The sequence below is a fragment of the Cellulomonas sp. P2_F12 genome, assembly GCF_056403775.1.
This window is the reverse complement of the sequence record NZ_JBFUEV010000005.1, coordinates 70,301-91,252: the sequence shown is the minus strand read 5'-3', so window position 1 is coordinate 91,252 and position 20,952 is coordinate 70,301. Positions and strand designations below refer to the sequence as shown.

The following is a 20,952-nucleotide window of genomic DNA, read 5'->3' as shown; positions in this document are numbered from 1 at the left end:
CTCGACCGGCACGTTCAGCGTGCGAGTGGTGTGCGTCCTGTGCGCGTCGCTCGGCGCGGCCCGCGGCCGCGTCGCCTGTGTGTGACCCCTGTTGCCGACGACGAGGACTGCCACGCCGTGACCTTCGCCAGCCCGCCCCGACCCCGCCCGGCACGACCGCGGCGGCGCGGTGCGCTCGCCCCGACGCTGGTCGTCCTCGGGGTCCTCGTCGTCCTCGTGCTGATCCTCGCGCAGGTGTGGACCGAGGTGCTCTGGTACCGCCAGCTCGGCTTCACCAACGTGATCGCGACGGAGTGGGGCACCCGCGCCATCCTGTTCGTGCTCGGGTTCGCGGTGATGGCCGGGGCGGTGTTCTGGGCCCTCAACTTCGGGTACCGCTCGAGGCCCGTGTACGCGCCGTCGACGCAGGAGCAGGCCAACCTCGACCAGTACCGCGAGGCCATCGAGCCCCTGCGACGCCTGGTCATGATCGTCGGCCCCGCGGTGCTCGGTCTGTTCGCCGGCGCCGCCGCGTCGCAGCAGTGGCAGACGATCCAGCTGTGGATGCACGGCTCGTCCGTCGGCAAGACGGACCCGCAGTACGGCATCGACCTGGGCTTCTACCTGTTCACGCTGCCCGGCCTGCGGTTCGTCGTGTCGTTCCTCATGGCCGTCACGGTGCTCGCGGGCATCGGAGCGCTGGCCACGCAGTACCTCTACGGCGGCCTGCGGGTCGGCGGGCAGCGCGGGGGAACGCCGCGCACCACGCGGGCGGCGCGCATCCAGCTGTCGATCATCGCCGCCGTGCTCATGCTGCTCATCGCGGCGAGCTACTGGCTGGACCGGTACTCGATCCTGATGAACACCAAGCGGGACCAGAAGTTCGCCGGCGCCTCGTTCACCGACGTGCACGCGGTCATCCCGTCCAAGGCGATCCTGGCCGGCATCGCGATCTTCGTCGCGCTGATGTTCATCCTCACCGCGATCCGCGGCAACTGGCGCCTGCCGGCCATCGGCGTCGGGCTCATGATCGTGGCCGCGATCGCCGTCGGCGGCATCTACCCCGCCGTCGTGCAGCGCTTCCAGGTGCAGCCGAACCAGCAGGACGCCGAGGCCGACTACATCCAGCGCAACATCGGCGCGACGCTCGACGCGTACGGCCTCGACGACGTCGAGAAGTCCGACTACGACGCGAAGGTCACGGCCGAGGCCGGCGCGCTGCGCGCCGACGCCGACACGACGGCGTCGATCCGGCTGCTCGACCCGCAGATCGTCAGCCCCTCGTTCAAGCAGCTCGAGCAGATCCGCGCGTTCTACGACTTCCCCGACTCCCTGTCGGTCGACCGGTACACGATCGACGGGCAGAGTCGCGACACCGTGATCGCCGTGCGCGAGCTCTCCCTGGAGGGCCTCGACGCCCAGCAGCGCAACTGGACCAACGACTCCACCGTCTACACCCACGGCTTCGGTGTCGTCGCCGCCTTCGGCAACACCACCGCCGTCCGTGGCGGACCGGCGTTCTGGGAGAGCGGCATCCCGTCGACGGGCGCGATGGGCGAGTACGAGCCGCGCATCTACTTCAGCCCGAAGGCCCCCACGTACTCGATCGTCGGCGCGCCCGAGGGCACGAAGTCGTGGGAGCTGGACTACCCGGACGATGCCTCCGGCGGCGCGGTGAACAGCACGTTCCCGACGCAGACGGTGTCCGCCGGCCCGTCCATCTCCAACCCGCTGACCAAGCTGCTCTACGCGCTGAAGTTCGGCTCGGAGCAGATCGTGTTCTCCGACCGCGTGACCAGCGACTCGCAGATCCTCTACGACCGTGACCCGCGCGAGCGCGTCCAGAAGGTCGCCCCGTACCTCACGCTCGACGGCCGGGTGTACCCGGCGGTCGTCGACGGCCGGGTCAAGTGGATCGTGGACGGCTACACCACGTCCGACCAGTACCCGTACTCGGCGTCGCGCCCGCTGGACGAGGCGACGACCGACTCGCTGACCGAGTCGTCCGAGACGGTCCAGGCGCTGCAGCCCAAGACCGTGAACTACATCCGCAACTCGGTGAAGGCCACGGTCGACGCCTACGACGGCTCGGTGACCCTCTACGCGTGGGACGCCCAGGACCCGATCCTCAAGGCGTGGAACCGCACGTTCCCGTCGACGCTCAAGCCCCTGTCGTCCATCGACGGCGACCTCATGAGCCACCTGCGCTACCCCGAGGACCTGTTCAAGGTGCAGCGCTTCCTCCTGGCCCGGTACCACGTGACCGACGCCGGCCAGTTCTTCTCCGGCAACGACTTCTGGGCCAACCCGAACGACCCGACCAGCAGCGTCGCCGTGCCGCAGCCGCCCTACTACCTGACGCTCAAGATGCCGGACCAGGACCAGGCCAGCTTCTCGCTGATGTCGACGTTCATCCCGACCGGCACCAACGCGCGCAACGTGCTGACCGGCTATCTGGCGGTCGACGCGGACGCGGGCAGCGAGGCCGGGAAACCGTCGGCGGACTACGGCAAGATGCGCCTGCTCGAGCTGCCACGCGACTCGACCGTGCCCGGACCCGGCCAGGTGAACAACAACTTCGTCGCCGACCCGACCGTGTCCAACGAGCTCAACATCCTCGGCCGCGGTGACTCGCAGGTGGTCCGCGGCAACCTGCTGACCCTGCCGATGGGCGGCGGTCTGCTCTACGTGCAACCCGTCTACGTCCAGGCACGCAGCGGCACCACGTTCCCGCTGCTGCAGCGCGTGCTCGTCGCGTTCGGCGACGATATCGGGTTCGCCGACACCCTCGACGGCGCCCTCGACCAGGTGTTCGGCGGGGACTCCGGTGCCGACGCGGGAGACGCCGGCGCGCCACCCGACACCGGCACGCCCCCGGCGGACAACGGCACGGGCACCACGACACCGCCCGCGACGGGCGACGCGACTGCCCGCGCCGAGCTCGACCGCGCGTTGCAGCAGGCCAAGCAGGCCATCAGCGACAGCCAGGCCGCTCTCGCGATCGGCGACTTCGGTGCCTACGGCGAGGCGCAGAAGCGGCTCGACACCGCCGTGCAGAACGCCGTCGACGCCGAGGCGCGACTGGGCCAGTGACGCGACCCGGACCGGCGGAGGGTGATGCACGACACCGCCGGTCCGGGGGCTCGCGATTTGGTGGCCCCTGGGGCGTGGGGTAAGTTGTACTCACCGACGCGGGGTGGAGCAGCTCGGTAGCTCGCTGGGCTCATAACCCAGAGGTCGCAGGTTCAAATCCTGCCCCCGCTACACAGAAGACGAGGGCCCGGACCTGATGGTCCGGGCCTTCGTCGTTGGCGCAATCAGACGCGGATCCGAACCGCTCCTGTGCCACGCACGGCACGTCGGGTGAAGGGCGCATGACGCGAGCAGCGGGGTCCGAGGACGCGGCGAGGTCAAGGTCGGGGCTGCTCGTGCCGATAAGAGTGACTATCCCGATGACCTTTGGAGCTGCCCGGTGGTTGAAGGACGCGACCCCGGGATCGCGCGTGCCGGCACGGGCGTGGTCGTCGCGGACGTCGTGACGAACCCCGCGACACTCGGACGGGGCCGGTTCCGAACGAAGGTTGCGCTCGCGCTCTGCCTCGTCGTCGCGCTCGTCGTCGTCGCCGCGCGGGGTTTCCTGTCTGAGGATCCGCTCTCGCAGGTCCGCTCGGATGCGGCCTCGGCCGTCCGGGCGCTCGACGACCGCGACCTGGTCGGCCTGGAGAGCTCTCTGGCCGCGCATCGGGGAGACCCCGACTTCGCCTACTTCTTCACGTCCGAGACGACGCCCCGCGCCCTCGGTGACGCACTGGCGACCGTCGCGGGGCCCGACGTCGACACCCCACTCACGACGGGTGTCGACCCCGACGACTACGACCTCACGCTCACTGACCTCGCAGGCACGCTCGCCCTCGCCACTGTGGGCACCGGCGACCGGGCTCTACCCACGTCGTGGACGTTCGACTTCGTCGATGCGATGTCCACTCCGGCGACGCTGACCGGCGCGCTCGACACCCGCCCTCCGGGTGCGCCGACGGTGCGCGAGCATCAGGACGAAGCGAACAAGCAGAACCTTCTGCTGTTGTTGTCCCGAGGCTCGTGGTCGACGGAGTTCCTCCAGGCAGTCACGACCGGGTTCTGGGAGCTCGACCACGACAAGGGCGAGGGAGCGTGGCCGGGCCCTGTCATCGAGGACGCTGCGTATGCACCCGCGCCGAGCGGCCGGTACCTGACCGACGGGATCCTCGCCCTCGCGGCAGCGCTCACGGCGAATCCCGAGGCCAGCGCGTGGGCGTTCACGGATTTCCAGCCCGGGACAGTCGCGATCGACGGGTCGGAGCTCTTCGTCGGCAGGTTCACGCACTTCCTGTTGTTCGAGCACCACTACCCGGAGGTGCAGGGGGACGGCAACGGAGCAAGCGCTGTGCTGACGGCACTCTCCTCAGCGATCGAGGAAACACACCCGCGCGCCAGCGGCGCCACATCCGTGGCCGTGAGCGTGCGCGACGAGCCTGGGCCGATGCACGACGTCGCGGTCCTCCGAGTGTTGGCCTCAGACCTGAACGACTCGGGCGGGTGCTCGTGGAACCTCGGCGACTGGCTGACGTGCGCCAAGATCGTCGTCGAGTCCGTCTGGCACTTCATCCAGCGGTGGGGACATGTGGTACTCGATGTGCTCTCGCTCGCGACCTTCGCGCCCCCGCCCTTCGGCGTGATCGGCGTTGCGGCGGCCACGACCAACGCGACGTGGTACGTCCTCGACGGCGACTTCACGACGGCCGGCCTTTCGCTCGCCGCCGTGGTGCCCGGGCTCGCGTTCGTGAAGATCGCGGAAGCAGGCGGAGTGGCCGCCGCCTGGGCCAAGGCGGCGGCACGGGCGGACGAGGTCGCCGCCGCTGCGCGTGAGTACAAGGCGGTCGGCACGGTCGAACACGCCATGCGATCGCTGCGGCCTGGCTATGCGCTTGAGTCGCAGGCCCAAGGTGACCTGGCGCTCCAGTTGCCAGGCTCGGTGACGGAGAAGGCTCTCGACCCCCGCTGCGCCACCACGTGCACTGGAACGCGTCGCGTCGACATCTACGAGCCCAAGACGCGTCTCTGCGTCGAGGTGAAGTGGGGCATCGGCTCGACCAACGCGGGTCACGAGCTGAAAGAGATCGCAAAGGACCGCCTGCTCCGCGAGAACGGTCTGTGCAGATCGATCGTGTGGGCGTTCGCGCCCGACATGGAGGGCAGAGTCGGACCGCACGAGAGCCTGCGTGAGGCGCTCTTGTCGAACGGGATCCGCTACGTGCAGGTGGCGTCGGCCGCCTCTTGACGGGCTCCGAGCGACGGACTACGGGTAGGCGATCGGCGTGCCCTCGCCGAGCCCACACGGTACTGACACTCGACGCGGTGTTCGCGTCACACTCGCGCGTCACTCCCTCGCAGGCATCGCTCGATGCGAACCCGTGCGAGGGGAGTGAAGTCCGCTGCGGAGCCCGAAGTCGACTTCATCTCTACGCCGACTCCGGCTCGACAGCATCGAGGCCGCTCCGGCGAACTGGTACCCGGACCCTCATGGCCGCTACGAGCACCGGGTCTGGACGCCACGTGACGTGAGGGCTATGCCGCCCGCGCGTCGTCGGCGAGCGCGCGCTCGGCCCGGCGCACGTGGTCACGGGCGTGCTCGACGGCGGCGGACAGGTCGTCGAACAGGTGGGCGTGATGCCGCAGCGCGTCGAGCACGCCGACGGTGCGGAACAGCTCGACGTGCCCGTCGCGCACCCCTTTGATCAGCACGGTCACGTCGCGAGCCTCGAGCCGCTGGACGATCTCGCTGAGCACGTGCGCCCCGGTGGCGTCGACCAGCTCGAGCTGCGACATGCGCAGCACGACGACGGTCACGCCGTCGAGCCCCGTGACCTGGTCGAGCACCCGGTCGGCGGCGGCGAAGAAGAGCGGGCCGTCGATGCGGACGACGGCGATCTGATCGTCGCCGGGCTGGGGCTCGCCGGGCAGGGGCTCGCGGGCGACGCCCGCCGAGCGTGCGAGGCCGCGCAGTGCGAACGCGCCGGCGACGACGACGCCGATGCCGACCGCGACGATGAGGTCGACCGAGACCGTGACCACGGCCGTGACGACGAACGCGGCGGCGTCGGCGCGGGTGGAGCGCAGGATGGACCGGGCCGTCGCGACGTGCACCATCCGCACGGCCGTCACCATCAGCACGCCGGACAGGGCGGCCAGGGGGATGTGGGCGACCGGACCGGCGGCGACGAGGACCACGGCGAGCAGCACCAGGGCGTGCGCTGCCGCCGCCGCGCGGGTTCGGGCGCCGGAGCGGACGTTGACCGCGGTGCGGGCGATCGCCCCGGTGGCCGGCATGCCGCCGAAGAGACCCGAGGCGAGCGACGCGAGGCCCTGGCCCACCAGCTCGCGGTCGGGGTCGTACGCCCCGGTGGTGGCGAGGGAGGCGGCGACGCGGGCGGACAGGAGCGACTCGATCGCCGCGAGCGCCGCGACCGTGAAGGCAGCGGGCAGGAGCGCCTGCATCGTCGCCGGGTCGAGGTGGGGGATGACCGGGGAGGGCAGCGTGCGCGGCAGGGCGCCGAGGGTCGTCAGCGGGGCGTGCAGGATCTGAGCCGCGAGCGTGGCCACGACGATGCCGACGAGCGACCCGGGGATCCCCTGACGCAGCCGGGGCAGCAGCAGCATGCAGGCTGCCACGATCGCCACCGCGCCGAGCGACCACGCGAGCGTGGCGGGATCGGCGTGCGCCAACGACGAGATCGCCGAGGCGATGGCGTTGGTGTGGGCTCCTGCGTGCGCCCCGGCGCCGGTCAGTGCGGGGACCTGCTGCAGGAAGATGATGACGGCGATCCCGAGCGTGAACCCCTCGATCACCGGCCACGGGATGAACGACACCGCTCGGCCCAGCCGGGCGATGCCCGCGATGACGACCAGGACCCCGGCCATGAGCGTCACGACCGCGAGAGCGCCGGCGCCGTGCGTCGCGACGATCGGCGCGAGCACCACGACCATGGCGCCGGTGGGTCCGGACACCTGGACGTGCGAGCCGCCGAACACCGCCGCGACCAGCCCGGCGACGATCGCGGTGACGAGCCCGGCCTCGGCGCCCGCACCGGACGCGATGCCGAATCCGAGCGCCAACGGGAGCGCGACGATGCCGACGGTCAGCCCCGCGAGCAGGTCGCCGCGCCACGATCGCGGCAGCTCGGCGTAGTCGGACCGGCTCGGGAGCAGACGCTGCACGGACGCGGGCAGGCCCGTCATCGAGTGAGGGCGGGAAGTCCCGCGACGTCGTCGAGCCGGCCGCCGTCGGCTGTCACGATGTCGACGAGCAGCCGGCGGGCGACCGCGAGCAGCTCGGCGACGTCGGGGTGCGCAAGTCGGTAGTGGACGTGGCTCGCGCGCCGGTCGGACTCGACGAGGCGGTGGCGACGCAGGACGGCGAGGTGCTGCGACAGGTGTGACGGCTCGAGGCCGGTCTGCTGCTGGAGCTCGGCGACGGTGTGCTCCTCGCCGTCGGCCATCAGCTCGAGGAGTCGGATGCGCAGCGGGTGCGACAGACCCTTGAACAGGCCGGCCTTGACCTCGTAGAGGGGGCGCTGACTGCGGGAGTACGGCTGACTGAGCGGCATGATGAAACCATCATATGGCGCGCGAGGTGGTGCCTGTGACGGTCGGACGCGGAGCTACATCTCCTCCGCGGTCCCCGTGACCCGCACGCGCCCCTCGCGCGGGACCTCCACGACGATGAGCGACGGCCGCCCGACCTCAGCACCCTGGTCGACCGTGAAGACTGCGGGCACGTCGAGGTGCCCGCCGGCCCGCAGGTACGCCCCGAGCCCGGCCGCCGCCGACCCCGTCGCCGGGTCCTCCCGGATCCCACCGCGCGGGAACGGGTTCCGCGAGGCGAACCGCGTCGCCGAGAGCCGCTGGACCACCGGAACGGTGCCGTCCCACCCCTGCGAGTCCTGCAGCGTCAGCACCGCTTCGCCGTCGTGATCGAGTCGCTCGAGGACGCCGGCGCGCACCGGGACGAGGGGATGCAGGTTGCCGCCGTGCACCAGCGCCGGTCGCAGGACGGGGTCGAGGTCGCCGCGGTCGAGCCGCAGCGCGCCCAGCAGCGCGTCGAGGAGGCCGTCGCCGAGTTCCTCGACCTCCGTGTCGACCGCCACCAGGGTCGCTCGCTCCGGGGTGGCCTCCACCGGAACGACCCCGGCATTCGTCGTCAGCCGCACGACGGGTGCCGCGTCACGGCGCCGCGCCAGCGCCACGCCCGATGCGACCGTCGCGTGCCCGCAGAACGCGATCTCCGCGCGCGGCGTGAAGTACCGCACCCGGGCCGCGTCCCGCTCGATCGCGGTGAGGAACGCCGTCTCGCTGAACCCGAGCCCCGCCGCGATCCCGAGCATCTCCACGTCGGTGAGCCCGTCGGCGTCGACCACCACGCCGGCGGGGTTGCCCGACTCACTGTTCGGCTCGGCGGTGGTGAACGCTCGGTACCTCAGGATCTCCATTCGCCCATCGTCCCGGCTGAGCACGCCCGATCGCGATGGCCAATGGGGAGGCGGTGGCCTCGTCGGTTCGGTCAGCCGAGGAGGTTCCAGGCGCTCCACGGCGTGACCGGCGTCGTCCCGACGGTCCACCACTGGGCCCGGTAGGTGTGGCCGAGGTAGGTCACGGTCTCGCCGCCGAGGTAGACGGTGCTCGCGCCCCAGGCGGGGAAGGAACCGGCCGGGACGGGTGCCGCGATCGCGCTCCACGGGCCGCCGACCGTGCCGGGGACCTGGTTGCGCGTCCACCACATCGCCGTGTACTTCGTGCCGTCGTAGACGACGACGTCGCCGGTGGTGAAGACCCGCGAGGGCGTCCAGAGCGCGGTGCCGTCGGCCGCCGTCGCCAGCTCCTCCCAGGAGCCGTACGCCGTGGAGCCCGGCACCTCGCCGGAGGTCCACCACTGTGCCCGGAACACCTTGCCCGCGTACGAGACCGTGTCGCCGCTGGTGTACACCGTGCTCGCGACCCAGGGGGCCGGTCCGGGGACGCCCTGGGCGCCGAGGCCGAGGTCGCACGCGATCCGACCGCTGTAGAGCGCGTGGCCCTCGCCCGGGGTGCCGGGGCCGGTGCCGAAGACGCCGTCGTCGGACCAGACGACCTCCTTGGTGCCGTCGACGCACGTGGAGGTCGGCGCCACGGCGAAGCCCTCGAGGTTGTCCACGGGCAGGCTCGCGGGCTTGGCGTAGGAGACGTCGGGGACGATCGTGCCGGTCGAGCTCACCTTGAGCAGGGTCGACGTGACGCCGCAGGTGTTGTCGCAGAGCGCCCAGATCCGCTTGGCGTCGGCGTCGTACTGGACGTCCATGACGTGGCCCATGCCGGTGTCGGCGACCGCGACGCGGTGAAAGGTGTGGTCGCTGTTCAGCGCGTAGGCGTAGAGCTTGCCGTCGTTCTCCAGCGCCGCGAAGTACAGCCCGGTGCCGTGCAGCGGGTAGGTGCTGGGCGAGTACGTGGCCCCGGTCGAGGCGTCGACGAACCCGTTGGCCTCCAGGTAGGTGTCCGGCACGAAGGTCACGCCCTCGAACCCGAGGTTGGCCTCGGCCTTGTTGCCGGCGTGCAGCTCGGGGAACTCGGCGGTCAGGTCCCACTGGTCGGTCGCGACGAGCTGGCTGCCCGCCTGGTTCGGGTCGAACCGCAGGACCGAGTTCAGCGGGTTCGTGTTCGTGGCGTTGTTGCGCTCCGTCGTGACGTAGAGCGCGCCGTCCGGGCCGATCGTCAGGCCCTCGGAGTCGGGCTGGTTCGTGGCCGGGTCGGTGCTGCCGGGGAAGAAGATCTCCTTGCCGGCGCCCCAGCCGTTGCTGGTATCGGACACCCAGAGCCCGTTCTGCTTCACCAGGCGGAAGACCCAGCTCTTGTTCTTCACCGAGTACAGGACGTTCGCGTCGGTCGGGTCGACGACGAGGCCGCTGACGTCGCGCCCCTCCGGTCCGGTCGTGGTCGTCCAGGCGCACTGGGCGTCCGCGACCGTGACGGTCGCGGAGCCGGGCCAGGTGGTCGGGGTGAGCGCCGTGGCCGGCAGCGTGCCGGTCCCGGACGGGCCCTCGGGCTGGCAGGCGAGCGTCGTGCCGCCGCCCGTGCCGCCGCCGGTGCCACCGCCCGGGGTGGTGACCGGCGTCAGGCAGGCCGTGGCGTTCGAGGCGCCGAAGCTCGTGGTCGTGAGGGAGACGAGGTCGCCGGTGCCGTCGGGGCACCGCGCGTAGGAGGCGGCGCCGAGGGGGGTCGTCTCGTCGGTGCCCGCCTGTCCCGCGGTGTAGGTCACCGAGTCGACGAGGGTGCCGGCCGTCCCGCTCGGACCGTCGGGAAGGTAGAGCTTGACGCCGTCCCCGCCGCTGCCCAGCCCCTTGGTGGACCCGAGGTACACGAAGCCGTGCGCCGGGACGACGGTCGTCGCGGTGCCGTCGGCGAGCTTGGCGGAGAACGCGGTGGCCGCGCCGGCGGCGCCGCTGTCGATCTGCAGCCGGCCGGCGATGCTCACGTCGGTGGCGCCGGTGTTGACCAGCTCGATCGCGTCGCCGACCGGCGTGGCCGTGTTGTTCGACGAGACCTCGTTGATGCGCACGTGCGTCCAGTCGGGTGCGAAGCGGCTGGTGCCGGGCGAGCCCAGGTCGCCGACGGTCGACGCCCGCGATCCCTCGGCGTCGCCGGCGGCGGAGAGCTGCCACTGTGACGCGTCGTTGGCGCCGAGCGCCGCGGCGGTCGGCGGGACGCCGCCGATGCCCTGGGTGCGCGGGCCCTTGACGGCGCCGGTGCCCTGGTCGTTGTACGTGAGGCGGTCGACCAGGTCGGCGACGGCGTCCGGCCCGTCGAAGATGTTGATCTCGTCGGCGCGGCCGAGGTTCGTGGTGTTGGCCGGCAGGATCTTCGCGCCGGCGCCGAGGCCCCACTGGCTGCGGAACGTCGCGGCCGCCGACTCGGTGAGGACGGCGGACTCCCCGGCGCCGAGCGTGCCCAGGCCGTCCAGCGGCACCGTCCCCGGAGTCCTGCTGTCGTCGTCGAACGACCAGCCGACGAGGCTGACGGGGGACGCACCGAGGTTCGTGATCTCGATGTACTCGCCCGAGGAGGCGACCGGGTTGTACATCCACTCGGTGATCCGGACGTCCGGCGTCTCTGCGGCCTGCGCGGCGGAGGGGAGTGCGACCGCCAAGGCGCTCACGGCGGACAGGACGGCGAGGGACGCGACGGCGCGCGGGAGGCCCAGATTCACGAGGCAGAGTCTGGCGAGGCCGCGCGTACGTGGGTGGACGTCCCGGCCAACAGCAGGCGAACGGTCGGCATCGGCGGTCGAAGCCCGCGGCAATGACAGGATCCTCCGGTGAACCACGTCACCGACGAGCTGCAGCAGGCGATCGACCTCGGGTACGCCCGTCGCGATCGAGACGACATGGCGCCGACCATCGCGTACTTCGAGCGGCTGCTGGGCGAGGATCCCGATCACCCCGTTCTCGTCTTCGAGGTGGCCGGCGCGTACGACACCGCCGGGCGCGAGGACGACGCCGTGGCGATGTACGAGAGGGCCTTAGGACTCGGTCTCGACGGAGACGTCCTGCGCCGGTGCTTGTGCCAGTACGGCAGCACCCTGCGTTGGCTGGGGCGCCTCGACGAGTCGATCGCGGTGCTGGAGGGCGCTCGCGCGCAGTTCCCGATGTCGGAGTCGGTCCGGGTCTTCCTGGCGCTCTCGCTGGCCGACAGCGGGCGGACGGACTCGGCCGTCTCCCAGCTGCTGACGGTGATCACGGATCACGCCGACGTCACGGATCTCGGCCGGTATGCCGTGGGGCTGGGCGGGTTGACGACCTGGTTGGCCGACGGGCGCCCGGGCGAGTAGTCCGCCAGATCGTGCACCTCTAGGGTCGGTTCCGGACGGATGGCGTCCGGAACGGGGGGACCGATGAGCGACCAGAACCCGACCGCCCGCGCGCTGCTCACGCTCGAGCTCATCCAGTCCAGCCCGGGCATCACGGCCGACCGGCTGGCCCACCGGCTGGGCGTCTCCGAGCGGGCGGCCCGGCGCTACGTCGCGAACCTGCGCGACGCCGAGATCCCGATCGTGGCCGTCCGCGGCCCGTACGGCGGGTACCGGGTGGGGCGCGGGGTGCGGCCGACGCCCCTGATGCTCACCGCCGCCGAGGCGTTGGCGCTGGTCATGGCGGTGCTGGACGGGCACCACGACGCCGACGACCAGACCCAGCCCGTCGGCAGCGCGCTGCGCAAGGTCGTGCGGTCGCTGCCCGAGGCGCTCGCGGCACCGGTGCAGGCCGTGCGCGAGCACGCCGCACCCGCACCCGACCGGTCCGCGGCCCGGCCCGACCCGACGACCGCGACGGAGCTCGTGCAGGCGTGCTCCGCGCACCGACGCGTCCGGCTGGCCTACCGGTCCGAGAGCGGGAACGCGTGGACGACCGTCGTCGAGCCGTGGGCCGTCGTCGTGCGGCACGGCCGCTGGTACCTGCTGTGCCACTCGCTCTCGTCGGACGCGCGCCGTGCCTACCGGGTGGACCGCGTCGAGGGCGTCGAGGTGCTCGACGAGACGTTCACGCCGCCCGAGGACCTCGACGCGGTCGCGGAGCTCGAGGCGCACCTGGCGGTCGGGTGGGAGTACGCCGTCGAGGTGCTCGTCGAGGCGCCGGTGCACCGCGCCCAGCGGTGGCTCCCGCGAGAGCTCGGCCGGCTCGAGCCCGTGGACGGTTCGACGTGCCGGCTCGTCGGCACCACCAGCAACCCGCCCTGGTACGCCGAGCGGCTGGCGGTGGTGCCGGTGCCGTTCCGGGTGCTCGGCGGGCCCGAGCTGGTCGCGTGCGTGCAGGCCCTGGGCCGCCGCATGCTCGCGGCGGCCCCGCCCGACGTCAGTCCCGGATCCAGCTGAGCGGTGCCCCGGACACGGGCCGCCAGTCGAGGGGCGGGTCCTCGCCCACCCGGCCGTCGACCACCTCGCGGAGCAGGTCGGCATGGCCGGTGTGCCGCCCGTACTCCTCGACGAGGTCGAACAGGAGCCGCCGCAGGTTGGCGTGGTTCCCGTCGTCGTCGCCGTCGGCGACCGGCCGGTCGAGCCCGCCGTCGGCGAGCGCAGTCTCGAGCCGCTCGCGCGACCGGCCGACCGCGCCGTCCCACGCCGCGTAGAGCTGCTCCGGGGTGTCGTCGACGGCGGACAGGATCTCCGTGTCGTTGTCCCCCCAGGTCTCGGGGTGCCACATCTCGCCCGGGTGCTGGCCGGCGAGCTTCCACGAGAAGGTCGTGTCCTCGACGGCCGCGAGGTGCTTGAGCAGCCCGCCCAGAGTGAGCGCCGAGGCGCCGACGTGCTGGGCGAGGCCGGCGCTGTCGAGGCCGTCGGCCTTCCAGCGGAACGTGGTGCGCAGCCGGTCGAGGCAGGCGACGAGGTGGTCGAGCTCGTTGCTCGCGAGCGGCGGAATCCAGGGTGCGATCTTCGTCATGCGACGACCGTAGGAACGGTTCCGGACGATCCCCGTCCGGAACGTCGGAAGTCAGCCCGAGATCCCCGCCGGGTTGTCGATGGTCAGGTACGTCCCGTGGCCCTCGACGACGAGGCCGTCCCCGAACACGAGCACCTCGTCGACCAGGTTGCCGCGCTGGTTGCGGTAGCTGATCACCAGCACACCGACGCCGGCGAACACGCGCTCGACCGTGAAGTGCAGGTCCGGGATGAGGCGCAACCCCTCGGACCAGTAGGCGCGCAGCGCGTCCTTGCCGCGGATGACACCGCCGGACCCCGGGACGATCTGCGCGGCGACCGGCGAGGTGAACACGACGTCGTCGTGGAAGTGGGCCAGGAGCGCGTCGATGTCGTGGGCGTTCCAGGCGGCCGCCCAGGCGGTGCTGAACGCGGCGGGATCGGGGGCCGGTGCGCGGTCGTCGTCGCGGAGGTCCATGGCACCGACGGTACGGCCGCGGTGCGCCCCGGGAACAGCGGCCGAGGATGCCGACGGGCGACCGGGTGAGGACCGGGCGCCCGGCGTGCGGGCCTCGTCGGGAGCGCCTAGCGTCGGGCGACGTGCTGCGAGATCCCAGCGGGCCGGACCCGGACACGGACGCGTCGGACGACGACGCCGTCCCGCGTCCCGTGCTCGACGGTCGGTACCGGCTCGACGGCATCCTCGGGCGCGGCGGGATGGCGACGGTGCACCGGGCGCGCGACCTGCTGCTCGACCGGGACGTCGCGGTCAAGGTGTTCCCGCCGGTGCACGAGGAGGCCGACGACCTGCTGCGGAACCGCGCCGAGATCCGCGTGCTGGCCACCCTGAGCCACCCGGGCCTCGTCACTCTGCACGACGCCGGGACGGTGCACGGCGACGACGACACGCAGCAGGTGTACCTGGTGATGGAGCTGGTCGCCGGGCCGACGCTGGCCGAGCGGCTGCGGCGCGGGACCCTCAGCGACGAGCAGACCGCCGTGGTCGGCAGGGACGTGGCGCAGGCGCTCGCCGTGGTGCACGCGCAGTCGATCGTCCACCGCGACATCAAGCCCGCCAACGTGCTGCTCACGGCGCCCGACGCGCTCGACGACGGTCCGGCCGCGCACGCGGTCAAGCTCGCCGACTTCGGCATCGCCCGGCTGGCGGGTGCCACGCGCCTCACGATGACCGGCATGACCCTCGGGACCGTGAACTACCTCAGCCCGGAGCAGGCCACCGGCAGCGCCCTCGGTCCGGCGAGCGACGTGTACGCGCTGGGCCTGGTGCTGATCGAGTGCGCGACCGGGCGGGCGGCCTTCACCGGCACGCCGGCCGAGGTCGCGACCGCCCGCCTGACCTCCGTCCCGCAGGTGCCGGCCGAGCTGCGACCCGAGCTCGGCGACCTGCTCGCGCGGATGACGCGCCTGCTGCCCGACGAGCGACCGACCGCGGACGAGGTCGCGGTCGGTCTGGCCGCGCTCGTGGGCCCGGCCTCGACGCCCGGCGCCACGCTCGTGCTCCCGACGGCCGAGCTGCCGGGCGATCTCGCCTTCGAGGAGCTGCCGCCCACGGTCGTGGCACCCTCCGCAGCACCGGCCGAGTCGCCCCCGACAAGAACCGGGTGGCGCGCGCGCCTCCGCACCGCGCGCTGGGCGGTCGCCGCCGGTGCGGTGGTGCTGCTGGCCGGCGGGGCCGTGCTGGTCGGGCACCTGGCGACGGACGGGCCGACCCCGCCCGTCGCCCCGACGTACCCGGCCGTGCCGGGAACCGTCGGGGAGGCGCTCACCCAGCTGCAAGAGAGCGTCGAGCCGTGAGGCGGCCGATCGCCCTGGTCCTCGCCGCGGGCCTGCTGCTGGCGGGGTGCTCCGGCAGCACGGACCTGGCACCCGACAGGGCGCACACCCTCCAGCAGTCGGTGCTGGCCGTCAGCCAGGCGGCGAGTGAGGCCCGTTGGGACGACGCGTTGGCCCTGCTCGGCACGACCCGGACGGAGCTCGACGCCGGGGTGGACGCCGGTGAGGTGTCGACGGAGCGCTACCGCGAGGTCGACGCCGCCCTCGACCGGGTCGAGGCGGAGATCACGGCCGAGCAGGCGCGCATCGCGGCAGACCAGCTCGCAGCCGAGCAGGCACAGGCGTCGGCGACGGCGACGCCACCCGCGTCCGAGCCGGCACCTGCGCCGGCGTCCCCGGGCAAGGGCAACGGCAAGGACAAGAACCCCGGCAAGGGCAACAAGTAGCGGCTACGCGCCGCGGTCGACGGGCTCCAGCCGCGCGGCCGCTCGTCCCGGCAGCCATCGCGCCGCCGCTGCCGACTCGCCGAGCCCGACGGCGAAGAACACCCACTGCACGGGCGACCCCCAGCCGATGAGCGGCAGCTGCACCAGCACCCAGCCGGTCAGCACCAGCCCGGCGGCGAGCCCCGCCGGGGCGGCGCGGGGGTGGTGGCGCAGCCCGAGCACGAGGGCGACGCCCTGCGGCACGGCCACGCACAACCCCAGGGCCACGGCGGGGAGCGCCGGGCCGTCGACGACGGGCAGCTGGTCGACCAGGGTCTCGAACTGGCCCGACAGGAACCCCTGCACCCCGGCGAGCGCGCCGACCGTGGTGACGCCCTCGAGTGCGAGCGTCCAGGCGCGGGCAGCGCGACGGGTCATGGCACCAGGGAGAGGTCCGAGGACTCCAGCTCCTCCGGGTACGCCTGCAGCAGCCGGTCCGCGAGGTGCCGCAGGGCGCGAGCCGCCGCGATCTCGGTCCCGACCGCCGGCGCGTCGTGGTCGTAGGCGCTGAACCGTCCGCGGCCGTAGCCGTCGAGCGTCGCCCCGGTCGACGAGGTGAGGACCGCGTGGGCCCTGGCGGTGGGGTCGTCGACGGCGTCGAGGTAGATCGCCACGTTCCAGGTCTCGGTCACGGCTGGGCTCCTTCGTCGTCGTCGCACCCTCGAGCCTGGGCGGAACCCGGAGGAATCACCAGGGCCCAAGGTCCCGCGGATCAGGGGATGTTCCGGGCGATCACCGATGTGTCCGGTGGGTCGGCGGTCGCATCCTGGTGGTGCCCGGTCATCGAGGCCGGTTCGAGAGGAGCACGACCATGGGCACCATCCACGACAGCATGGCTCAGCAGGGTCTGGTCCGGCCGATCGACGGCCGCGTGCTGGGGGGTGTCTGCGCCGGGCTGGGCCGACGGTTCGGCATCGACCCCTGGCTGGCGCGGCTGCTGTTCGTGCTGATCCTGTTCGTCGTCCCGGGCAGCCAGCTGCTGGTCTACCCGATCCTCTGGATCCTCATGCCGACCGAGCGCTGGGTCCCGTCGACCGCTCCGGCGAGCCCCGGCGCGTGACGTCCGGCTATACCGTCGCGGACAGGTGCCGCGGTCGGCGCTGCGACGGGAGCAACGAGCTGGTCGGGCCGGGGAGGGCCTTCTCGAGCTCGTCGACGAGCGACCTCCAGCACCGCTCGGCCTGGCGCATCTGCGCCGACACCGTCTCGGGTGCCACGTGCCCGACCGTGCCGGCGCCGCCGGCGCCGTCCAGCGCGTCGAGGCCCCGCTCGATGGTCTGCCGGGTCGCCCGGTAGTTCGTGGTGGCCCGCGCCGTCGGCGGCGTCAGCACCTCGAGCGCGGCGGCGCCGTCGTCGAAGAGCGACCGCACGAGCGCCACCGCGTGCGGTCGGTCGCTCATCGACATCCGCGCCGAGGCGTCGGCCACCGCGCTGACCAGGGTCGACTGCGCGAGCCGTTCGATCGTCGAGCGCAGGGCGTCCGGGTCCAGCTGGATGGCGAGCAGCAGCACCACGGTCCGGCCCAGCAGGGTCTCGGACCGGACCCGCGCGATGCGCCGGCGCTCGGCGGCCTCCCGCGCCTCGTTCTCGGCCCGCAGCACCTCGGCGTGCGCCTCGCGCTCGCGCCGCTCGGCGGCCTGCCGGGCCGCGGTGGCGCGCCGGGCCACCAGCTCGGTGGCCACGCGGACGTGCTGCTCGCTCTCGGCCTGACCGCGGTGCATGAGCTCGACCGCGCACGGGTTGACGGGCGCGGCGTACCCGGTGCCGGTGTAGCCGAAGAGGGCGATCCGGTGCTCCTCGGCCCACAGCACCGCGGTCTTGGTGTACCCGGACCGCGAGTAGAAGACGGCGACCGAGGCGCCGGCGGCCACGCGCAGGTCCTCGAGGTCGTCGCGCCCGACAGGGCTGCGGCGGTGCTCGACGCGACCGGCGAAGTCGACCCCGATCAGGTCCAGCTCGGTCGTCGTGCCGCTCGGCGTGACCCGGACGTCGGTGCGCGCCAGGACGGTGCGGGCGTGCCGCTCGGCGAATCGCTCCGCGTCCCGCCACTCCGGGTCCTTGCCCGCTACGCTCACGTCCACCTCCTCGGCCGCGTGCCTCGTGCGTCGATCCGGCCGGACGGTCAGATGCCGACCTCGACGCTATTGATGCCGTCGAGGTCCGTAGTCGGCCATCCGGGTGACCCCCCTGGCGCAAACCCGCGTTCCGCCCACACTGCCGGACGAATCGACCGGGTGATTTTGCGCTCAGCGGCGCCGCGGGCCGGTTGCCGACGGGCAACCGTTCACCCGTTCGCCTGCCATCCCGTCCACGCGAGCACGCGCGCGCGGATCACCGGGCCGAGCGGCGGGACCTCGCGGTAGGGCGGGTAGCGCTCCTGCAGCGCCGCGAGCTCCGCCGGTGCCGGCGGTCCGTCGACCACCTCGGCCGTGGCGTCGACCCGGACCCACCACAGCGCGGACCAGTCCGCCGACCAGTGGTCCACCAGGAACGCGACCGACGGGTTCTCCCGGATGTTCCGCAGCCGGCGCAGGTCCGTGGAGAGTTTTGGCTTGTGGTCGACGGTCACCACCACGACGTCGCCGAGCACCGCGAACGTCACCGGGACGAGGTGCGGGCGATGGTCGGTCCCGGTGGTCGCCAGGACGGCGCGCTCGGCGGCGACGAACCGGCGCCTGCACTCCTCTGCCCTCACGGCCACCAGTCTGGGAGGCTGGCGCCATGACGGCACGGTGGCCGGCGTTCGCCCCGGCGCTCGAGCGCGCGGCGCACCACGCCCGGGAGTGGCTGACGTCCCTGCCCGAGCGGCCCGTCCACCCTCGCGCCGACGTCGACGACCTCGTCGCCCTGCTCGGCGGCACCCTGCCCGACGGCCCGACCGCGCCGGAGGCCGTGATCGACGAGCTGGCGGCGGGCATCGAGCCGGGGCTGATGGGGATGCCGTCGGGCCGGTTCTTCGGCTGGGTCATCGGCGGCACGCACCCGGCGGCGCTCGCGGCGGACTGGCTGACCAGCGCCTGGGACCAGAACACCGCGATCCGGCACTCGACCCCCGGTGTCGTCGCGGTCGAGGAGGCCGCGGCCGCCTGGCTCGTCGACCTGCTAGGCCTGCCGGCCGGCGCGGACGTCGGGTTCGTCACCGGCGCGACGATGGCGAACTTCACCGGGCTCGCCGCCGCGCGTCAGCAGGTGCTCACCGACGCGGGGTGGGACGTCGAGCGCGACGGTCTCGCGGGCGGACCGCGGGTGCGGGTGCTCGTGGGCGAGGAGCGGCACGGGACCGTCGACGTCGCGCTGCGCTACCTCGGCCTGGGCGCGCCGACCGCCGTGCCCGCGGACCGGCAGGGGCGGCTCGTCGTCGGCGGCCTCGAACGCGCCCTTGCCGACGGGGACCGCCCGACGATCGTGTGCCTGCAGGCGGGCAACCTGCACTCCGGCGCCACCGACCCGCTGGCCGACGCCATCGACGCCGCCCACGCCCACGGCGCCTGGGTGCACGTCGACGGGGCGTTCGGCCTCTGGGCGGCGGCGTCACCGCGGCTGCGCGGCCTGCTGACCGGCTACGAGCGCGCCGACTCCTGGGCGACCGACGCCCACAAGACCCTGAACGTGCCGTACGACTGCGGGCTCGCGATCGTGGCCCGCCCCGAGCCGCTGCGCCGGGCGTTCGGCATGCAGGCGGAGTACTTCGTGTCGTTCCAGGGGGCCGGCGACCCGTTCGAGAAGGTGCCCGAGCTGTCCCGGCGCGCCCGCGGCGTCCCCGTCTGGGCCGCGCTGCGCTCGCTCGGTCGGTCCGGGGTGGAGGACCTGGTCGACGGGCTGGTCGCCCGCGCCCGGCAGATCGCGGACGGGATCGCGGCGATCGACGGCGCCGAGATCCTCAACGACGTCGTCTTCACGCAGGTCAGCGTGGCCTTCGGCTCGGACGAGCGGACGCGGGACGTCACGGCGCGGGTGCTGGCCGACGGCGTGACCTGGATGTCGGGCTCCCGATGGCAGGGCCGCGACGTGCTGCGGGTCTCGGTGAGCAACTGGTCGACCGACGACGAGGACGTCGCCCGCTCGGTCGACGCGGTCCGCCGGGCGGCCTCCTGAGTCATCCCCGCTGGTCCGGGTCGACCGGTCGCGCCGCCGGCGGACCGGCCGGCGGGTCGAACGGGTTGCCTGGGCCGGCGACGAGGGGCTGCACGGGCGTCGCGGCCGCCGGGGTGCGCCACCGCCGGGTCCAGCGGACGACGGCGACGACGCCGGCGGCGATCGCCCCGCCGAACGCCAGCCAGGGCAGCAGCACGCCGACGACGATGACGATCCCGGAGACGAGGGCCACGAGGGAGCCCCAGCCGGTGGCCAGCCCTTCGAGGAACGACTGCGGCCCGGTCGGCGGCACGGGAGGTGCCGGCGGCTCGACGTAGGGCGGCAGGTCCGGTCCGACGAGGGCGACGTGGATGGTCGACAGCGACACCTGCTCCGCGAGGGCCGACCGCTGCGACAGCAGGGTCTCCAGGCTGGTCTCGCGCTCGGTGAGGGCGTTCTCGGCGGTGACGATGTCGTCGTGCGTGGTCGCCGTGGCCAGCAGGTTCTCCATGCGCCCGACGGAGAGCTGCATCGCGTGGATGCGCGCGTCGAGGTCCTGCGCGGCGGCCGTGACGTCCTTCTTGGTGAGCGTCACCTTGTCGACGTCCCCGAGGTCGCGCATCGCGACGAGCGTGGTCGACACCGCGGCGGCCGGCAGCCGGATCGTCAGCGACGCGGTGCCCACCTCGGTCTCGGTCTGAGCCTGCTCGGCGCGGTCGTCGACGCGCCCGCCGGCCCCCTCGGTGAGGTCGACGATGGCGTCGGCGGCGGCCCGGGGGTCCTTGACCGACATCGCGACGTCGCCGGTCTGCACCACCTGGCGGGTGTCGACGGTGCTGGCGACCGGGGCGACGGACCCGTCCGTGCTCTCCTGCACGGCACCGCCGCCCTGGTCGGCGCCGACCGCCCCCTCGTCGGTCACGGACTGCGCGGTGTCGCCGGCGCTCGACCCGCTGTCGGCGGCGGAGCACGCCGTCAGGGTGGCGCTCAGCGCGATGACGCCGACGACCGCCAGGCGGGCGGTGCGGGCGCGGACCTTCGAGGTGGGGCGGCTCGTCGTCGGGTTCATGGCCGTGAACGTAGGGCCGGCGGCGAGCCTGCGGGTTGGCTGTGACTCAACTGTGACGGCGGCGGCGTCGGTGGCGC

General features: G+C 73.1%; 19 protein-coding genes and 1 tRNA gene. 9 read left to right on the top strand and 11 right to left on the bottom strand.

Annotation, left to right across the window (positions count from 1 at the left end):
* Nucleotides 1-117: 117 nt before the first annotated feature.
* The 3 genes from AC1DWH_RS13045 to AC1DWH_RS13035 all read left to right on the top strand — a co-directional run bounded on the left by AC1DWH_RS13045 (nt 118) and on the right by AC1DWH_RS13035 (nt 5,296).
* Complete coding sequence (locus AC1DWH_RS13045) at nt 118-3,072, top strand: UPF0182 family membrane protein (protein ID WP_477094038.1); 2,955 nt, start codon at nt 118-120, stop codon at nt 3,070-3,072.
* A 97-nt stretch (nt 3,073-3,169) separates the two neighbouring features.
* Nucleotides 3,170-3,243 (top strand) — tRNA-Met (locus AC1DWH_RS13040).
* Nucleotides 3,244-3,451: 208 nt separating this feature from the next.
* Complete coding sequence (locus AC1DWH_RS13035) at nt 3,452-5,296, top strand: hypothetical protein (protein WP_477094037.1); 1,845 nt, start codon at nt 3,452-3,454, stop codon at nt 5,294-5,296.
* 287 nt (nt 5,297-5,583) lie between these two features.
* Here the strand turns inward: AC1DWH_RS13035 and AC1DWH_RS13030 are convergent, their stop codons facing one another.
* The 4 genes from AC1DWH_RS13030 to AC1DWH_RS13015 all read right to left on the bottom strand — a co-directional run bounded on the left by AC1DWH_RS13030 (nt 5,584) and on the right by AC1DWH_RS13015 (nt 11,251).
* A complete protein-coding gene (locus tag AC1DWH_RS13030) occupies nt 5,584-7,254 on the bottom strand; it encodes a SulP family inorganic anion transporter (protein WP_477094036.1) in 1,671 nt (556 codons plus the stop codon).
* Nucleotides 7,251-7,622, bottom strand: coding sequence for an ArsR/SmtB family transcription factor (locus tag AC1DWH_RS13025; RefSeq protein ID WP_477094035.1), 372 nt, complete (start codon nt 7,620-7,622; stop codon nt 7,251-7,253). The genes AC1DWH_RS13030 and AC1DWH_RS13025 overlap by 4 nt, the downstream gene beginning before the upstream one ends.
* Nucleotides 7,623-7,676: 54 nt before the next feature.
* The gene (locus tag AC1DWH_RS13020) at nt 7,677-8,504 is read right to left on the bottom strand and encodes a PhzF family phenazine biosynthesis protein (protein WP_477094034.1); all 828 of its coding nucleotides are present in this window, start codon (nt 8,502-8,504) and stop codon (nt 7,677-7,679) included.
* A gap of 71 nt (nt 8,505-8,575) precedes the next feature.
* Entirely contained in the window at nt 8,576-11,251 is a 2,676-nt protein-coding gene (locus AC1DWH_RS13015) for a lamin tail domain-containing protein (protein WP_477094033.1), read from the bottom strand.
* Nucleotides 11,252-11,359: 108 nt separating this feature from the next.
* Between AC1DWH_RS13015 and AC1DWH_RS13010 the strand changes: the two genes are divergently transcribed.
* Nucleotides 11,360-11,872: a tetratricopeptide repeat protein gene (locus AC1DWH_RS13010; protein ID WP_477094032.1), complete on the top strand. Its 513-nt coding sequence runs from the start codon at nt 11,360-11,362 to the stop codon at nt 11,870-11,872.
* A 63-nt stretch (nt 11,873-11,935) separates the two neighbouring features.
* A complete protein-coding gene (locus AC1DWH_RS13005; protein ID WP_477094031.1) occupies nt 11,936-12,910 on the top strand; it encodes a helix-turn-helix transcriptional regulator in 975 nt (324 codons plus the stop codon).
* On the opposite strand, the gene AC1DWH_RS13000 is transcribed toward AC1DWH_RS13005, so the two are convergent.
* Both AC1DWH_RS13000 and AC1DWH_RS12995 read right to left on the bottom strand, forming a co-directional pair.
* On the bottom strand, nt 12,891-13,475 hold the full coding sequence (locus AC1DWH_RS13000) for a mycothiol transferase (protein ID WP_477094030.1): 585 nt from the start codon (nt 13,473-13,475) through the stop codon (nt 12,891-12,893). The two genes, AC1DWH_RS13005 and AC1DWH_RS13000, sit on opposite strands and share 20 nt — an antisense overlap.
* 51 nt (nt 13,476-13,526) lie before the next feature.
* Nucleotides 13,527-13,931 (bottom strand): nuclear transport factor 2 family protein, encoded by a 405-nt coding sequence (locus tag AC1DWH_RS12995; protein WP_477094029.1) that lies wholly within the window; start codon nt 13,929-13,931, stop codon nt 13,527-13,529.
* A 122-nt stretch (nt 13,932-14,053) separates the two neighbouring features.
* Here AC1DWH_RS12995 and AC1DWH_RS12990 point away from each other — a divergent pair, with 122 nt between their 5' ends.
* Together AC1DWH_RS12990 and AC1DWH_RS12985 are read left to right on the top strand one after the other, a co-directional pair.
* Nucleotides 14,054-15,268 carry a serine/threonine-protein kinase gene (locus tag AC1DWH_RS12990; protein ID WP_477094028.1) on the top strand — a complete coding sequence of 405 codons (1,215 nt, stop codon included), beginning with the start codon at nt 14,054-14,056 and terminating at the stop codon, nt 15,266-15,268.
* A complete protein-coding gene (locus AC1DWH_RS12985) occupies nt 15,265-15,693 on the top strand; it encodes a hypothetical protein (RefSeq protein ID WP_477094027.1) in 429 nt (142 codons plus the stop codon). The genes AC1DWH_RS12990 and AC1DWH_RS12985 overlap by 4 nt, the downstream gene beginning before the upstream one ends.
* Before the next feature lie 3 nt (nt 15,694-15,696).
* On the opposite strand, the gene AC1DWH_RS12980 is transcribed toward AC1DWH_RS12985, so the two are convergent.
* On the bottom strand, nt 15,697-16,110 hold the full coding sequence (locus AC1DWH_RS12980; RefSeq protein WP_477094026.1) for a hypothetical protein: 414 nt from the start codon (nt 16,108-16,110) through the stop codon (nt 15,697-15,699).
* Nucleotides 16,107-16,364 (bottom strand): dsRBD fold-containing protein, encoded by a 258-nt coding sequence (locus AC1DWH_RS12975; protein ID WP_456847200.1) that lies wholly within the window; start codon nt 16,362-16,364, stop codon nt 16,107-16,109. Before AC1DWH_RS12975 ends, AC1DWH_RS12980 begins: the two co-directional genes overlap by 4 nt.
* 179 nt (nt 16,365-16,543) lie before the next feature.
* On the opposite strand from AC1DWH_RS12975, the gene AC1DWH_RS12970 reads away from it, so the two are divergent.
* Nucleotides 16,544-16,792: a PspC domain-containing protein gene (locus AC1DWH_RS12970; protein ID WP_477094025.1), complete on the top strand. Its 249-nt coding sequence runs from the start codon at nt 16,544-16,546 to the stop codon at nt 16,790-16,792.
* A gap of 7 nt (nt 16,793-16,799) precedes the next feature.
* On the opposite strand, the gene AC1DWH_RS12965 is transcribed toward AC1DWH_RS12970, so the two are convergent.
* Both AC1DWH_RS12965 and AC1DWH_RS12960 read right to left on the bottom strand, forming a co-directional pair.
* Nucleotides 16,800-17,807, bottom strand: a complete 1,008-nt coding sequence (locus AC1DWH_RS12965) for a hypothetical protein (protein WP_477094024.1) — start codon at nt 17,805-17,807, stop codon at nt 16,800-16,802.
* 209 nt (nt 17,808-18,016) lie between these two features.
* Entirely contained in the window at nt 18,017-18,427 is a 411-nt protein-coding gene (locus AC1DWH_RS12960; RefSeq protein WP_477094023.1) for a TIGR03668 family PPOX class F420-dependent oxidoreductase, read from the bottom strand.
* A gap of 26 nt (nt 18,428-18,453) precedes the next feature.
* Between AC1DWH_RS12960 and AC1DWH_RS12955 the strand changes: the two genes are divergently transcribed.
* Complete coding sequence (locus tag AC1DWH_RS12955) at nt 18,454-19,827, top strand: pyridoxal phosphate-dependent decarboxylase family protein (protein ID WP_477094022.1); 1,374 nt, start codon at nt 18,454-18,456, stop codon at nt 19,825-19,827.
* Between the two features lies 1 nt (nt 19,828).
* Here AC1DWH_RS12955 and AC1DWH_RS12950 read toward each other — a convergent pair whose 3' ends face one another.
* On the bottom strand, nt 19,829-20,875 hold the full coding sequence (locus tag AC1DWH_RS12950) for a DUF4349 domain-containing protein (protein ID WP_477094021.1): 1,047 nt from the start codon (nt 20,873-20,875) through the stop codon (nt 19,829-19,831).
* Between the last annotated feature and the right edge of the window lie 77 nt (nt 20,876-20,952).

Coding starts and splice junctions, on each gene's coding strand:
- AC1DWH_RS12950 (WP_477094021.1), bottom strand. CDS start 20,875: ATGAACCCGACGACGAGCCGCCCCACCTCGAAGGTCCGCGCCCGCACC.
- AC1DWH_RS12955 (WP_477094022.1), top strand. CDS start 18,454: ATGACGGCACGGTGGCCGGCGTTCGCCCCGGCGCTCGAGCGCGCGGCG.
- AC1DWH_RS13025 (WP_477094035.1), bottom strand. CDS start 7,622: ATGCCGCTCAGTCAGCCGTACTCCCGCAGTCAGCGCCCCCTCTACGAG.
- AC1DWH_RS13000 (WP_477094030.1), bottom strand. CDS start 13,475: ATGACGAAGATCGCACCCTGGATTCCGCCGCTCGCGAGCAACGAGCTC.
- AC1DWH_RS13005 (WP_477094031.1), top strand. CDS start 11,936: ATGAGCGACCAGAACCCGACCGCCCGCGCGCTGCTCACGCTCGAGCTC.
- AC1DWH_RS12995 (WP_477094029.1), bottom strand. CDS start 13,931: ATGGACCTCCGCGACGACGACCGCGCACCGGCCCCCGATCCCGCCGCG.
- AC1DWH_RS12970 (WP_477094025.1), top strand. CDS start 16,544: ATGGGCACCATCCACGACAGCATGGCTCAGCAGGGTCTGGTCCGGCCG.
- AC1DWH_RS13020 (WP_477094034.1), bottom strand. CDS start 8,504: ATGGAGATCCTGAGGTACCGAGCGTTCACCACCGCCGAGCCGAACAGT.
- AC1DWH_RS12980 (WP_477094026.1), bottom strand. CDS start 16,110: ATGACCCGTCGCGCTGCCCGCGCCTGGACGCTCGCACTCGAGGGCGTC.
- AC1DWH_RS13030 (WP_477094036.1), bottom strand. CDS start 7,254: ATGACGGGCCTGCCCGCGTCCGTGCAGCGTCTGCTCCCGAGCCGGTCC.